Origin of the sequence: Nocardioides eburneus, from assembly GCF_040838215.1 — a bacterium.
In the GTDB taxonomy this organism is placed as follows: domain Bacteria; phylum Actinomycetota; class Actinomycetes; order Propionibacteriales; family Nocardioidaceae; genus Nocardioides; species Nocardioides eburneus.
Window position 1 is genome coordinate 17141 of record NZ_JBFPJR010000040.1, and the last position, 12990, is coordinate 30130.

The window sequence follows — 12990 nt, forward strand, 5'->3', positions numbered from 1 at the left end:
CAGCCTTGTGAGCGAAGCTCTCGTTCCCTGCACAAGTGGCGTTCTGCGCGTTCTGCTCATCGGGTGTCGCGGCTCTAGACTGACGAAGTGTCACGGTCGTCACACGCGCGGCGCTGGGCGCTGAGCACCCAGGGGGTCGCCCTGCTGGTGGCGCTCCTGCTCGCCGTCGTACTCCTGCTGCTGGGCGGCGCCGCCGAGCTGCTCCACCGTGACCTGCAGCAGGAGTACGAGCAGCGCGCCCTCGCCATCGCGCGGAGCGTGGCGCAGCAGCCCGGGCTCGCAACCGACGTGACGGCCTCGCGCCCGACCTCCGACGGGCCGGTGCAGCGGGCCGCCGAGGCGGTACGCCGCGCGACGGGCGCGCTCTACGTGGTGGTCACCGACGTCCACGGCGTCCGCTACAGCCACACGAACCCCGCCAACATCGGCAAGGTCGTCAGCACGAGTCCGGACGCCGCGCTCGCGGGCCGCGAGGTGGTCGTCGTCCAGCGCGGGACGCTCGGGATCTCTGCGCGCGGGAAGGTGCCGCTGCGCGACGCGCGCGGCCGGGTCGTGGGCGAGGTCAGCGTCGGCATCTCCATGAACGCCGTCAACGCCCGCACCTGGGACCTCGTCCTCGTCCTCAGCCTGATCGGCGTCGGCGCCCTGGCGGTCGGGGTGATCGGCGCCGTGACGCTCGGCCGTCGACTGCGGCGTACGACGCTCGGGCTGCAACCCGAGGAGATGGCGGACCTCCTGCGGGAGCATGCCGCCGTGCTCGGCGGCGTCCGGGACGGCATCCTCGCCGTGGACACGCGCGGCCTGGTGACCGTCGCCAACCCCGAGGCCGCCCGGCTGCTCGGCGTCGATCCCGAGCGCGGCCAGACCCCGCAGGAGGCGGGCGTGCCGGCGTCCGTCCGCACGCTGCTCGAGCAGGAGCCGGCGCCCGCGGGCACCGCCGTGGTCCTCGGCGAGCGCGTCGTGGTGGCCCATCGGCTGGCGGTCGAGCGCGACGGCCGCAGTCTCGGCACCGTGCTCACCCTGCGCGACCGCTCGGACCTCGACGAGGCGGCGCGCGAGCTCGAGGCGACCCGCGCGCTGACCGATGCGCTGCGCGCCCAGGCGCACGAGCACCGCAACCGGCTCCACGCGCTCGGCGGGATGCTCCATCTCGGCCGGCTCGACCGGGCCAAGGACTACCTCGAGGAGCTCCAGTACGCCGCCACCTGGGTGCCCGGGGTCGACGACTCCTACCTCGCCGGGCTGCTCGCCGCCAAGGCCGCTGTGGCGTCCGAGGCCGGCGTCCGGCTCGAGATCAGCCCGTCGACCTACGTCGCCGGCACGCTCACCTCCCCGCTCGATGTCGTGACCGTGCTCGCCAACCTGCTCGACAACGCCATCCGCGCCGCGGCCGCGGGCGACCGACCGCCGCGGGTCGAGGTGACGCTTCTGTCGGACGGCGCCGACCTCCTCGTCCACGTGGCCGACAGCGGGGACGGCGTCCCGCCCGCACTCGCCGAGTCGGTGTTCGGCCACGGCGTCACGACCCGCGCCGGCGGAGCCGACGCCCATGGGCTCGGGCTCTCGCTCGCCCGCCACACCGCCCGGCGGCACGGCGGCGACGTACGACTCCTCGACGCCGGAGGGCCCGACGGTGGCGCGGTCTTCGAGGCCCGGATGGCCGGCGTCGTGGCCGGGACGATCCGGGTCGAGGGGGCTGCCCCGTGATCGGCGTCCTCGTGGTCGACGACGACTTCCGGGTGGCCCGGCTGCACGCGGCGATGGTCGAGCGCGTTCCGGGCTTCGAGGTGGTCGGGCTCGCCCATACGGCCGAGGACGCCCTCGCCGCGGCCGCCGCGCTGAGGCCCGACCTGGTCCTCCTCGACGAGTACCTCCCCGACCGGCGCGGGTCCGCCATCCTGCGGGAGATGGAGGCCGCGGTCATCATGATCACCGCCGATAGCGACGCCGCCGCCGTACGCCGCGCGGTCGCCCGCGGCGCCCTCAACGTCGTCCTCAAGCCGTTCGGCCACCAGGTGCTCGCTGAGCGACTGGCCGCGTTCGCCCGCTTCTGGGGTCAGCTCGGCCACGCGGGGGCGCTGGACCAGGAGGCGGTCGACCGAGCCCTCGCCGTGCTCCACGAGGGCGACCACCCGGTGGCCGCGCTCCCCAAGGGACGCTCGTCGGTCACCGCCGACGCGGTCGTCGCGGCGCTGCGCGACGCCCGTCGTCCGCTGACGGCCGTCGGCGTCGCCGACACTGTCGGGATCTCGCGGGCCACCGCTCAGCGCTATCTCTCCGACCTCGCCCGTGCGGGCCGGGTCGAGCTGCGCCTGCGCTACGGCACGACCGGGCGGCCCGAGCACGAGTACGCCTGGCTCGGCGGCTCCTGAGGCTCCCGCCGAGGTCAGCGCCCCTCCGCCGGCAGCTCCGCCGGCAGCCAGAGCGCGCGGCGCAGGTCGATCGCTCCTGAGGGCCGCAGCGGCGTGCCCTCCTCGAGGTAGGCCTGCCGGGCCTCCCCCTGGTGGGAGGGCGGAAGCGTGCCGTCGGCGCGCACGACCCGCCACCACGGCACCGGTCCCCCGTGGCGCGCCATCACCGAGCCGACCTGACGGGGCCCGCCGCCGTACTCGTCGAAGAGCGCGTCCGCCAGGGCGCCGTACGTCGTGGCGCGGCCGCGCGGGATCCGCTCGACCAGGGCGAGGACCGCCTCGACGTAGTCGGCGGTGCGGGTGTCGGCCATGGCCCCAACCTAGGGGCACCGACCCCGCACCGCCGCGCGGGTTCTAGAGGATGGGGCTGAACGGCTCGGTGCCCTTGACCAGCTCGAGACCGGAGATGCCGGAGTTGGCCTGCGCCCAGGCGAGCTCCTTGCCGAGGTCACCGATGTTGTTGGACAGCGGCAGCGGCGCGAGGCCGAGCGTGGAGAGCACGCCGACCGCCTTGCCGTCGGCGCTGAGGAAGCCGGAGCCGGAGTCGCCGGGGATGCCGGGGCTGACGGTGTAGAGCGGGTGCGACCAGCCGCCGTCGGCGCTGTCGTCGCCCAGGCTGATGCCGGTGTGGGGCGAGAGCGCCGAGATGCCGGCGCGCAGGCTGGAGTTGCCGTAGGTGTAGACCCGGTCACCGGCCTTGGTGCCGTCGGTGTCGATCCCGGTGGGACCGCCCCAGAACGGCACGCTCGGGTTGACCTTCCCGACGTCGGCCGCGTCCACCTTCACCAGGGCGAGGTCGTTGTAGGCACACGTGTTGGCGTCGGTGGTGCCCTTCTTCTTCATGGCGAGCCAGGAGGAGTACGCCAGCGTCCCGTGTCCCACCACGGTGCCCTCGTCCAGCAGGCTGCCGCCCTCGTTGAACGTCACCGCCGTTCCGAGCGGAAGGGAGTCGGTCGCGCAGCCGTTGGTGTCGGTGGACGAGCCGGTGCCGGCACAGTGGGCGGCGTACCCGACGTAGACGTCGCCGGCGCCGTCGGTGAAGACGAAGTTGGCCGTGCACTGGGCACCCGCGGTGTACATCATCACGCCGGGGTGGATCGTGGCCGTCGACGCGTCCGCCCATCTCGGCGCGGCTCCGGCGGGTGACGCCGTGAGCGTGACGGCCGCGAGCAACGCCGCAGCGAGGACGACGAACAGGGTGCGGAGCTTCATGGACTTGCCTCCCGGGAGCGATGACACCGATGGAGGTCCAACGACGCGCTGTGACGTGGGTTACCCCTGGACGGCAACAGGGGCCGCACCCGGAGGTGCGGCCCCTGTGTCAGCCCGTGCGCGAGACGCGCAAATTCCACACGCGCGCGAAGCCACAAAGGCCCCCTAGGGCCTGAGCGCCAGACGCGCCCGTCCAACACGCGCGCGAAGCCACGAAGGCCCCCTAGGGCCTGAGCGCGAGGCGCGCAAATTCAACTCAGTACGACGGCTGGGACGGGTCGATCTGGTTGACCCAGGCGACGACGCCGCCACCGACGTGGACGGCGTCGGCGTAGCCCGCGCCCTTGGCGATGGCGAGCGCCTCCGCCGAACGGACGCCCGACTTGCAGTGCAGCACGAGCTGCTTGGAGCCGTTGCCGGTCAGCTCGCCGAGCTGGTCGAAGGCGTTGCCGTTGAGGAACTCGCCCTTGGGGATGAGCACCGAGCCGGGGATCTTGTTGATCTCGTACTCGTTGGGCTCGCGCACGTCGACGAGGACGAAGTCCTTGCTACCCTCGGCACGCTCCTTGAGCATGTGCTCGAGCTGCACGACCGAGATCGTCGCGCCGGCGGCGGCGTCGGCGGCCTCGATCGAGACGGCGCCGCAGAAGGAGTCGTAGTCGATCAGGCTGCTGACCGTCGGGTGGTCGCCGCAGAGCGCGCAGTTGGGGTCGCGGCGGACCTTGAGCTTGCGGTACTCCATCTCGAGGGCGTCGTAGATCATCAGCTTGCCGACCAGCGGCTCGCCGATGCCGGTCAGCGTCTTGATCGCCTCGGTGCCCTGGATCGCGCCGATCGACGCGCAGAGCACGCCGAGGACGCCGCCCTCCGCGCACGAGGGGACCATGCCCGGCGGCGGCGGCTCCGGGTAGAGGCAGCGGTAGCACGGCGCGTCGGCCGCGGCCGCGGCGAGCTCGGCGTTGTCGGAGTTGCGGAGACCAGCGGCGAAGACCGAGGCCTGGCCGTCGAAGCGGTAGATCGAGCCCCAGATGTAGGGGATCCCGAGGAAGTACGCCGCGTCGTTGACCATGTAGCGGGTCGCGAAGTTGTCGGTCCCGTCGACGATCAGGTCGTAGCCGCGGAAGATCCGCTCGACGTTGTCGTTGTCGAGCCGCTCGTTGTGCAGCACGACCTCGACGTACGGGTTGATCTCGGCGATCGAGTCACGCGCCGACTCCGCCTTGGGGCGGCCGATGTCGGACTGGCCGTGGATGACCTGCCGCTGCAGGTTGGACTCGTCGACCTCGTCGAACTCCACGATGCCGAGGGTGCCGACGCCGGCCGCGGCCAGGTAGAGCAGCGCCGGGCTGCCCAGGCCGCCGGCACCGATGACCAGCACCTTCGCGTTCTTGAGCCGCTTCTGACCGGCCATGCCCACGTCGGGAATGATCAGGTGCCGGCTGTAGCGGCGAACCTCGTCGATGCTGAGCTCGTCAGCAGGCTCCACGAGCGGTGGAAGGGACACAACTGCTCCTCGGATCGGACTCGGGTGACCGGCGGTGAGGCCGGTCGGGCGCTGGCGCAACACTGGCACCAACACCAGGTCACCCCTCCATGTTCCCCCGCCGAGCCAACACGCTCCGACCGCGTCCCGACATCCGGGAGGCGGTGACTAGCCAGTAGTCTTCCGGTGTGACCAGCGAGCAGTACGACGTCGAGGCCTCCTCTCGTCCGCGCGGAGCGCGCATGCCCCGAGTGGAGCGTCGCGCCCAACTCCTCGACTCCGCGCTGGAGGTCTTCGTGGCCCAGGGCTACCACGCCGCTGCCATGGACGACATCGCCGAGCGCGCGGGCGTGTCCAAGCCCGTGCTCTACCAGCACTTCCCCGGCAAGCTCGAGCTCTATCTCGCGCTGCTCGAGCAGTCCTGCGACGCCATGATCACCAAGGTGCGCGAGGCGCTCGCCTCCACGCAGGACAACAAGGAGCGCGTGGCGCGCACCGTCCACGCGTTCTACGACTACGTCGCCAGTGAGTCGGGCGCCTACCGCCTCGTCTTCGAGTCCGACCTCACCAACGACCCGGCGGTCCGCGAGCAGGTCGACCGGGTCACCAACGAGTGCACCGAGGCGATCGCCGAGGTCATCGCGGCCGACACGAAGCTGCCGGAGCCGGCCGCGCTGCTGCTGGCCGTCAGCCTGGTCGGAATGGCGGAGGTCTCCTCCCGGTTCTGGCTCGACAGCCAGCGCCGCATGGACAAGGACGCCGCCGCGTCGTTCGTCGGCGGGCTCGCCTGGCGCGGCATCGCCGGCTACCCCAAGACCGACGAGCACTGACCCGCGCCCCGCAGGTCAGCACCCATCCGTCTCACCAAGAACCAAGGAGGACCCGTGGAGGTCAAGATCGGCGTGCAGTACGCCACCCGCGAGCTGGTCGTCGAGACCGACGAGAGCGCCGAGAACGTCGAGAAGCTCGTCGCCGACGCCGTGACCGGCTCCAGCCTGCTCACCCTCACCGACCAGAAGGGCCGCAAGGTCTTCGTCCCCGGCGAGAAGATCACCTACGTCGAGATCGGCGCGCGCACGCTCGGCCAGGTCGGCTTCCACGGCTGAGCCTGGCCCCGTGGGCTCGGCCGAGCGGACGACGTGATCGGCGCCGTCCGCTCGCCTCTGTATTCGCTTTCCCTGCCTGACTCACGTCACGGGGTCCGTGCATTTCCGTCCCTCCGGGTGGAAGATCAGCATGGGAGGGGCGCTACGCCCGTTCCACTGACCACATCGGAAGGGAAGCGCCATGCTCTGGACGATCATCGTCACCCTGGTCGGGGGTGTGATCATCGGGTCTCTCGGGAAGTTCCTGGCTCCGGGCAACCGTGACAACATCCCGTTCTGGCTCACCGTCGTGTGCGGCATCATCGGGATGCTCGTCGGCAACACGCTCTACTACGCCATCTTCAAGGACAGCCCCACCGACAAGTGGGACAACATGACCAAGGGCATCGACTGGTGGCGCCACCTGTGGCAGGTCGTTGTCGCGGTCCTCGCGGTGATGGCCGCCTCCTTCGTCACCGGCCGCAACAAGCGCGCCTGACCGAGTCCGTCGTCCGCTGACAGCGGCCCTCGTCCGATCCGGACGGGGGCCGCTGTCGTGCCGCGGCCGGTGAGGATCACCAGCGGGGCGCCTGCGCCGACGGCTCGGGCAGCGCCACCTCTGGCGGAACGATCACATAGACGGTGCGGTTCGAGCGCGCCCAGGCGCGCTCGAGCTGCGCCCGGTCGAAGGTCACGCGGACCTCGTCGTTGCTCGCCACCCGGTGGGACGCCGGGTCGTTCAGCACTGGGTCGCCACGGCGGTCGAACCCGACGAGGACCATCAGATGGCCGGCGGTCGCATACCCCGCGCCGTCGAGCTCGTCCGCGCGGAACGACACCGAGAGGACGAGCGGCACGCCGCGGGCGATGAACCGCTCCGCCTCGCCCAGTGAGCGCAGGCGCGTCACGAACGCCGTGAGCCCGCGCGAGCCGGCGTACGCCACATTGAACGACCAGTTCCCGGTGCCGCCGTAGGCGTGGTCGTAGACCTGACGAGCGGCGTGGTCGACCTGCGGATCGGCGTACGCCGGGTCGACCCAGGACGTCTCCTCACGGCCGGGACCCCGACCCCAGTGGTCGAGCACCATCGCCGTCGAGGCGGGGCTGCACCACGCCTCTCCCCCGCCGTCCCACGGCGGGTACTCACCACGGTGGATCTCCTGGGAGTACGCCGGCACGTCGAGCACACGTCCGACGGCCACACCGGGCGTGAGGTCGACCGGGCGCTCCCCCGACCCCGCCGAGGCCATCGCCCCGAGCAGCGTCACCGTGGGCGCCGCCCTCGTCCCGGCGAGGCGGCACAGCGTCAGCCGGAGCTGGTAGCTCCCGAACGCGCGGCCGTCCCGGCTGACGAGCGTGTCGGTGCGGACGCTGCCGTGATCGTCGGCCTGCCCAGCCACGGACGTGCGGTGGAACCCGTCGTCGTACGACGCCCAGCGACCGAGGACATACCACCCGGTCTCGTCGCCGGCCGTCGTCGCCCCGCGCACCTCGACCTGCACCCACGTCCCTACCGGCGTCGTCGCATTCCAGGACGCGACCACCTCGGCGGCCCCGAACGGCGTCGGCACCCACGGGGAGAGCCAGCTCGCGTGGTCGTAGGACGCCGGCGAGCCGTCGCCGAACGGGTCGATGTAGCTCACCGCACCGACCGGCCGGCCGATCGTGAGCGCTCCTCGCCGCACCTGTGTGCCGCGCGCGGTGCCCTCGTCGAAGCCGGGGCGCCCCGGGTCCGACCGAGTGGACCAGGCCCGGAAGAGGACGGGCACGTCGGCGGGGATCCGCGGCTCAGTGGGCGAGACCGAGCCGCCCCATCCGCTCGATGTGACGGTGAGTGATCCGGGTGAACATGTCGGCGACCGTGCCGAGGTCGAGACCCTCCACACGACCGCCACCGAGCAGCTCGGCGATCCCCTCCCGCTCCGCCGCGACGTGCTGCGCCTGGGTGACCGCCTCGCCCATCAGGCGCCGGCCCCACAGCGCGAGCCGGCCCCCGATCCGCGGCTCGACCTCGATGCCGCGACGGACGCGGCCGACGACGAACTCGGACCGGCCGGTGTCCTCGAGGGTCGAGAGCACCAGGTCGCGCGTATCCGTGTCGAGGAAGCCGGCGATCTCACGATAGAAGTCGTTGGCGAGCCCGTCGCCGACGTACGCCTTGACCAGCGACTCCCACCAGTCCGCCGGCGCGGTGTGGGCGTGGAAGGAGTCGAACGCCTCGCGGAACGGCTCCATGACGGCGTACGCCTCGACGCCGAGCTCACCCAGCCGGGTGACGATCGGCCCGATCTTGAGGTACTGCGCGCTGGCCATGCCCTGGAGCGCGACCTTGTCCTCCAGCGTCGGCGCCATCCGACCGTCGGCCGTCAGCCGCTCGAAGGCGGAGATCTCGCCGTACCCGACCGCGCCCAGGAGGTCGATGACCGCGGCCCGGTAGACCGGGTCGTCGAACGGCCGCCCCGGGGACGACGAGGACGGAAGGGCGGCGTCAGATCCCTGCGATGCAACCACGGGAGCACCCTACCGATAGAATGGGTTCCGAAGATTCCGCCCGGGAGTCTCGCCCAGTGGCTGTGCGGCCCGGATCGACTCCATGTCCGCGCCACCGGGACCGACCGTATGTGCGCGGCGTTGCGCTTCCCTACTGGCTGAGCTGCTCGCCGCACGAGGAAAGCGACAACAAGACACCATGCCCACCTTCCGTGAGCTCGGGGTCCACCCCGAGATCTGTGACGCGCTCGAGCGCAAGGGGATCACCACCCCGTTCGCCATCCAGGAGATGACCCTCTCCGTCGCCCTCATGGGCACCGACCTGATCGGCCAGGCCCGTACCGGCACCGGCAAGACCCTCGCCTTCGGCATCCCGGTCATCCAGCGCAGCATCGCGCCCAAGGACCCCGACTACGCCGAGATCCCGCAGGGCAAGCCGCAGGCCCTGATCGTCGCTCCGACCCGTGAGCTCGCGCTCCAGGTCTCCAGCGACGTCACGCTCGCCTCCGCGGACCGCGGGCTCCGCGTCCTCACCGTGTACGGCGGGGTCGGCTACGAGCCCCAACTGGAGGCCCTCGAGGCCGGCGTCGACATCGTGGTCGGTACGCCGGGCCGCCTCATCGACCTGGCCAACCGCAAGGTCCTCGATCTCTCCCATGTCCACGCCCTCGTCCTCGACGAGGCCGACGAGATGCTCGACCTCGGCTTCCTGCCTGACGTCGAGAAGCTGCTCCGGCTCACCCCCGAGACCCGCCAGACGATGCTGTTCTCCGCGACGATGCCCGGCGCGATCGTGGCGCTCGCCCGCACCCACATGCGCCACCCGATGAACATCCGCGCCGAGTCGTCGTATGAGAACGCGACGGTGCCGGCGACCGCGCAGTTCGTCTACCAGGCCCACGACCTGGACAAGCCGGAGATGATCGGCCGCATCCTGCAGGCCGAGGACGTCGACAAGGTCGTGGTCTTCGCCCGCACCAAGCGGCAGGCCCAGCGGGTGGCCGACGACCTCGCCGACCGCGGGTTCTCGGCCGCGCCGCTCCACGGCGACATGCAGCAGGCCGCCCGCGAGAAGGTGATGCAGCGGTTCCGTGAGGGCAAGGTGCAGGTCCTGGTCGCCACCGACGTCGCGGCCCGCGGCATCGACGTCACGGGTGTCTCCCACGTGATCAACTACACGACGCCGGACGACGAGAAGACCTACGTCCACCGCATCGGCCGCACCGGCCGCGCGGGCGCGTCCGGCATCGCCGTCACGCTCGTCGACTGGGCCGACCTCCACAAGTGGAAGATGATCAACAAGGCCCTCGACCTGCCGTTCGACGAGCCGGTCGAGACCTACTCCTCCTCGGAGCACTTCTTCCACGACATGGGCATCCCGAAGGGGACCAAGGGCCGGATCAAGGCCGAGCGCCCCGCTCGACCGGCCGAGGAGAAGGGCGAGCGGTCCGAGAAGGGCGAGCGTCCGGCTCGTAGCCGCAACCGCTCGCGCACCCGCACGCGCTCGCGGGGTGGAGAGGTCGTCGCGGAGTCGACTGCCGGCAGCACGGGCCCCGACGCGCCCGCCACCGACTCCTCCGAGGGCGAGAAGAAGCCGTCGCGCAACCGCCGTCGGCGGCGCCGCTCGAGCGGCTCGGGCTCGAACGTTTCGGGATCGGCGGGCGAGAGCTCGCAGGTCAGCGCCGAGGCCTGAGGTCTCACCTCGCACCGACACGACATCCACAGCGGCCCCCGACCTGACGGTCGGGGGCCGCTGTGTCGAACGCGGGCTGCTGCTGCGTGGATCAGCGCGGGTCCAGCTTCGCGGCGGCTCGCACGATCGGCTGTCAGGCGGTGACGACGACCTTCGTGCCGATCTGGGCGAAGTCCCACATCGCGAGGGCGTCGGCCTCCTTCTGCCGGATGCAGCCGTGGGACTGCGGAGTGCCGAGCTGGCGCAGGGTCTGCAGCGGCTGCCCGTCCTTGACGGGAATGTCGTGGAAGCCGATGGCGGCGTTCGGGCCGTGTGCGAAGCGGACGAACCACTTCATCGTGCCGGAGTCGTCGACGCCCCAGGCGTTCTCGGAGCGGGAGTAGACGGCGTACGTGCCGGGCTGGAGGTTGTCGGTGACGCTGCCGGAGACGAGGTAGGTCCGCTCGACGTCGTCGCCGTCGTCGACGATCCACACCCGCTGGCGGCTCATCGAGAACACCGCACGGCGGCCTTCGCCCGAGTCGGCGGGCAACGCTGTGTCGGTGTCGATCGTCCGGGCCTGCGCCGGCGTCCCGCTCGCGCCCTTTGTGGGCGTCTCCCCGGCGGACGTCGACGGCGACGCGGGCGCCGCGGAGGCGCCGTCGCCGGCGTCGTACGACGCCATGCCAGAGCCCGACTCCGCCGGTGCTCCGCTCGGCGTGCTCGCGGTGGCCGACGGCTCGGCGGCAGCCCCGGCGACCCGGGCCGCCGGATCGTAGGCCGTCCCGCCGTGCCCGCTGCCGTGGAAGAGGCCGACGGCGCCGAGCAGCGCGACGAGGACGACCAGGCCCGCAGCGGTGGACAGACAGATGCGGCCCCAGCGGGGCTTCACCTCGGCGCGGTGCTTGCTCACCGGGAGCCCTTCCGCGCCTTGCCGGACGTCGCACGCGGCCGGGCCGCGCGCTGGACCAGGTTGGTCGCCACCTCACGGTAGGCCTGGGCACCCTTGCTGGAGCGCGAGGTGGCGAGGATGGACCGGCCGGCCGCGGGCGCCTCGGCGAACTTGATGGTCTTCGGGATCGGCGGCTCGACGACCTCGAGGTCGTAGGTCTGCGAGATCGTCTCGAGCACGGTGCGGGAGTGGTTGGTCCGGCCGTCGAAGAGCGTCGGCAGCACGCCCCACACCTCGAGCCGCTTGTTGGTGAAGCGGCGGACGTCGTGGACGGTGTCGAGCAGCTGCCCGACACCGCGGTGAGAGAGGGTCTCGCACTGGAGCGGCACGAGCACGCCGTCGGCCGCGGTGAGCGCGGCCACGGTCAGGACCCCGAGCGAGGGCGGGCAGTCCAGGAGGATCCAGTCGTAGTCACCCAGGTCCTCCAGCGTCGACCTCACCACGTGCTCGCGCCCGGTCCGGGTCAGCAGGTCGGCCTCGGCCCGGGCGAGCTCGATCGTGGCCGGGAGCAGGTCGACACCGTCGTCGGTCTCGAGGATCACCTCATCGACCTCGACGCCCTGGGTCAGCACCTGATGGACGGAGACGTCGAGGTCCTCGGGGTCGATGCCGAGGGAGAAGGTCAGGCAGGCCTGCGGGTCGAGGTCGACCAGTAACACGGAATGCCCCAGCTCGGCCAGGGCCGCGCCGAGGGACGCGACGGACGTGGTCTTGGCGACGCCACCCTTCTGGTTGGCGACCGCGAGCGTGGTGGTCATCAGGGCCATCATGCCCGACCGACCGCCGGTATCTGGGAATGAGGTGCCAGACTCGGGCACATGTCTCAGCCTGAGGACCAGCCCACCGCCCGGCCCACCGGCCGGGCCGGCACCGCTCTCGTCACCGGCGCCACCGCCGGCATCGGCCGCGCCTTCGCCCGCCAGCTCGCCGCGCGGGGTCACGACCTGGTCCTCGTCGCCCGCGACGAGGAGCGGCTGGCCTCGGTCGCGCGGGAGCTGCAGGCGTCGTACGCCGTCGCGGTCGAGCTCCTCCCGGCGGACCTGACGGACCGCCCGGCCCTGGCCCGGGTCGAGGCCCGGATCGCCGACCCCGAGCGCCCCGTCGACCTGCTCGTCAACAACGCCGGCTTCGGCCTCAAGAAGCGATTCCTGGACAACACCGCCGACGAGGAGACGGCGATGACGGAGGTCCTCGTCATCGCACCGCTGCGGCTTGCCCACGCCGCGCTCACCGCGCAGACCGCCCGTGGCCACGGCGGCGTCGTCAACGTCGGCAGCGTGGCGTCGTACCTCCCGCGCGGGACCTACAGCGCCGCCAAGGCGTGGATCAACAGCTTCACCGAGTGGGCCCACCACGAGTACGCGCCGCAGGGCGTCACCGTGATGGCCCTTCTCCCGGGCTTCACCAAGACGGAGTTCCACGAACGGATGGGGGTCGGTCGCGACTCCGCGCCGGACTTCCTCTGGCTCGACGTCGACCGGCTCGTCGCCGAGGCCCTGGCGGACTACGACAAGGGGAAGGTCTTCTCGATTCCCTCGCCGCAGTACAAGGCCATCGCCGCCCTCTCCCGAGCCGTCCCGACCCGGGTCTTGCAGCGGTTCCAGTCGCTCGGGCGGAAGTAGCCGAGCCTGCTGGCGTAGTCCGGGACGTTCCGGTCGGTCTACCGGCAGGTAACCGACCGGAAC

Annotated in this window: 14 protein-coding genes; 7 read left to right on the forward strand and 7 right to left on the reverse strand. The window is 71.7% G+C overall.

The window, feature by feature from the left end; translation table 11 throughout:
• Positions 1–87: 87 nt before the first annotated feature.
• Both AB3X52_RS17135 and AB3X52_RS17140 read left to right on the forward strand, forming a co-directional pair.
• Positions 88–1707, forward strand: coding sequence for a sensor histidine kinase (locus tag AB3X52_RS17135; RefSeq protein WP_367995310.1), 1620 nt, complete (start codon positions 88–90; stop codon positions 1705–1707).
• A complete protein-coding gene (locus tag AB3X52_RS17140; protein ID WP_367995311.1) occupies positions 1704–2372 on the forward strand; it encodes a response regulator in 669 nt (222 codons plus the stop codon). The genes AB3X52_RS17135 and AB3X52_RS17140 overlap by 4 nt, the downstream gene beginning before the upstream one ends.
• Before the next feature lie 14 nt (positions 2373–2386).
• Here AB3X52_RS17140 and AB3X52_RS17145 read toward each other — a convergent pair whose 3' ends face one another.
• The 3 genes from AB3X52_RS17145 to moeZ form a co-directional block, all read right to left on the reverse strand.
• Complete coding sequence (locus tag AB3X52_RS17145) at positions 2387–2722, reverse strand: MGMT family protein (RefSeq protein WP_367995312.1); 336 nt, start codon at positions 2720–2722, stop codon at positions 2387–2389.
• A 43-nt stretch (positions 2723–2765) separates the two neighbouring features.
• Positions 2766–3623 (reverse strand): S1 family serine peptidase, encoded by an 858-nt coding sequence (locus tag AB3X52_RS17150; protein ID WP_367995313.1) that lies wholly within the window; start codon positions 3621–3623, stop codon positions 2766–2768.
• Positions 3624–3879: 256 nt separating this feature from the next.
• Positions 3880–5127, reverse strand: a complete 1248-nt coding sequence (gene moeZ, locus AB3X52_RS17155; RefSeq protein WP_367995314.1) for an adenylyltransferase/sulfurtransferase MoeZ — start codon at positions 5125–5127, stop codon at positions 3880–3882.
• 221 nt (positions 5128–5348) lie between these two features.
• Here moeZ and AB3X52_RS17160 point away from each other — a divergent pair, with 221 nt between their 5' ends.
• The 3 genes from AB3X52_RS17160 to AB3X52_RS17170 all read left to right on the forward strand — a co-directional run bounded on the left by AB3X52_RS17160 (position 5349) and on the right by AB3X52_RS17170 (position 6690).
• Positions 5349–5936, forward strand: a complete 588-nt coding sequence (locus AB3X52_RS17160) for a TetR/AcrR family transcriptional regulator (RefSeq protein ID WP_367995324.1) — start codon at positions 5349–5351, stop codon at positions 5934–5936.
• A gap of 54 nt (positions 5937–5990) precedes the next feature.
• A complete protein-coding gene (locus tag AB3X52_RS17165; protein WP_367995315.1) occupies positions 5991–6212 on the forward strand; it encodes a DUF3107 domain-containing protein in 222 nt (73 codons plus the stop codon).
• Between the two features lie 181 nt (positions 6213–6393).
• Complete coding sequence (locus AB3X52_RS17170) at positions 6394–6690, forward strand: hypothetical protein (RefSeq protein WP_367995316.1); 297 nt, start codon at positions 6394–6396, stop codon at positions 6688–6690.
• Positions 6691–6766: 76 nt separating this feature from the next.
• Here AB3X52_RS17170 and AB3X52_RS17175 read toward each other — a convergent pair whose 3' ends face one another.
• Entirely contained in the window at positions 6767–7960 is a 1194-nt protein-coding gene (locus AB3X52_RS17175) for a C39 family peptidase (RefSeq protein WP_367995317.1), read from the reverse strand.
• Positions 7961–7979: 19 nt separating this feature from the next.
• Positions 7980–8702, reverse strand: coding sequence for a ferritin-like fold-containing protein (locus AB3X52_RS17180; RefSeq protein ID WP_367995318.1), 723 nt, complete (start codon positions 8700–8702; stop codon positions 7980–7982).
• A gap of 178 nt (positions 8703–8880) precedes the next feature.
• On the opposite strand from AB3X52_RS17180, the gene AB3X52_RS17185 reads away from it, so the two are divergent.
• Positions 8881–10374: a DEAD/DEAH box helicase gene (locus tag AB3X52_RS17185; protein ID WP_367995319.1), complete on the forward strand. Its 1494-nt coding sequence runs from the start codon at positions 8881–8883 to the stop codon at positions 10372–10374.
• A gap of 133 nt (positions 10375–10507) precedes the next feature.
• Here the strand turns inward: AB3X52_RS17185 and AB3X52_RS17190 are convergent, their stop codons facing one another.
• Positions 10508–11266 carry a L,D-transpeptidase gene (locus tag AB3X52_RS17190; RefSeq protein ID WP_367995320.1) on the reverse strand — a complete coding sequence of 253 codons (759 nt, stop codon included), beginning with the start codon at positions 11264–11266 and terminating at the stop codon, positions 10508–10510.
• Positions 11263–12063 (reverse strand): ParA family protein, encoded by an 801-nt coding sequence (locus AB3X52_RS17195; protein WP_367995321.1) that lies wholly within the window; start codon positions 12061–12063, stop codon positions 11263–11265. Before AB3X52_RS17195 ends, AB3X52_RS17190 begins: the two co-directional genes overlap by 4 nt.
• 60 nt (positions 12064–12123) lie before the next feature.
• On the opposite strand from AB3X52_RS17195, the gene AB3X52_RS17200 reads away from it, so the two are divergent.
• Positions 12124–12927, forward strand: a complete 804-nt coding sequence (locus tag AB3X52_RS17200; RefSeq protein WP_367995322.1) for an SDR family NAD(P)-dependent oxidoreductase — start codon at positions 12124–12126, stop codon at positions 12925–12927.
• Positions 12928–12990: the final 63 nt, after the last annotated feature.

Bases quoted from the DNA above. Each gene is read 5' to 3' on its own strand.
- AB3X52_RS17145 (WP_367995312.1), bottom strand. From the start codon at position 2,722: ATGGCCGACACCCGCACCGCCGACTACGTCGAGGCGGTCCTCGCCCTG.
- AB3X52_RS17150 (WP_367995313.1), bottom strand. From the start codon at position 3,623: ATGAAGCTCCGCACCCTGTTCGTCGTCCTCGCTGCGGCGTTGCTCGCG.
- AB3X52_RS17160 (WP_367995324.1), top strand. From the start codon at position 5,349: ATGCCCCGAGTGGAGCGTCGCGCCCAACTCCTCGACTCCGCGCTGGAG.
- AB3X52_RS17170 (WP_367995316.1), top strand. From the start codon at position 6,394: ATGCTCTGGACGATCATCGTCACCCTGGTCGGGGGTGTGATCATCGGG.
- AB3X52_RS17185 (WP_367995319.1), top strand. From the start codon at position 8,881: ATGCCCACCTTCCGTGAGCTCGGGGTCCACCCCGAGATCTGTGACGCG.
- AB3X52_RS17195 (WP_367995321.1), bottom strand. From the start codon at position 12,063: ATGACCACCACGCTCGCGGTCGCCAACCAGAAGGGTGGCGTCGCCAAG.
- AB3X52_RS17200 (WP_367995322.1), top strand. From the start codon at position 12,124: ATGTCTCAGCCTGAGGACCAGCCCACCGCCCGGCCCACCGGCCGGGCC.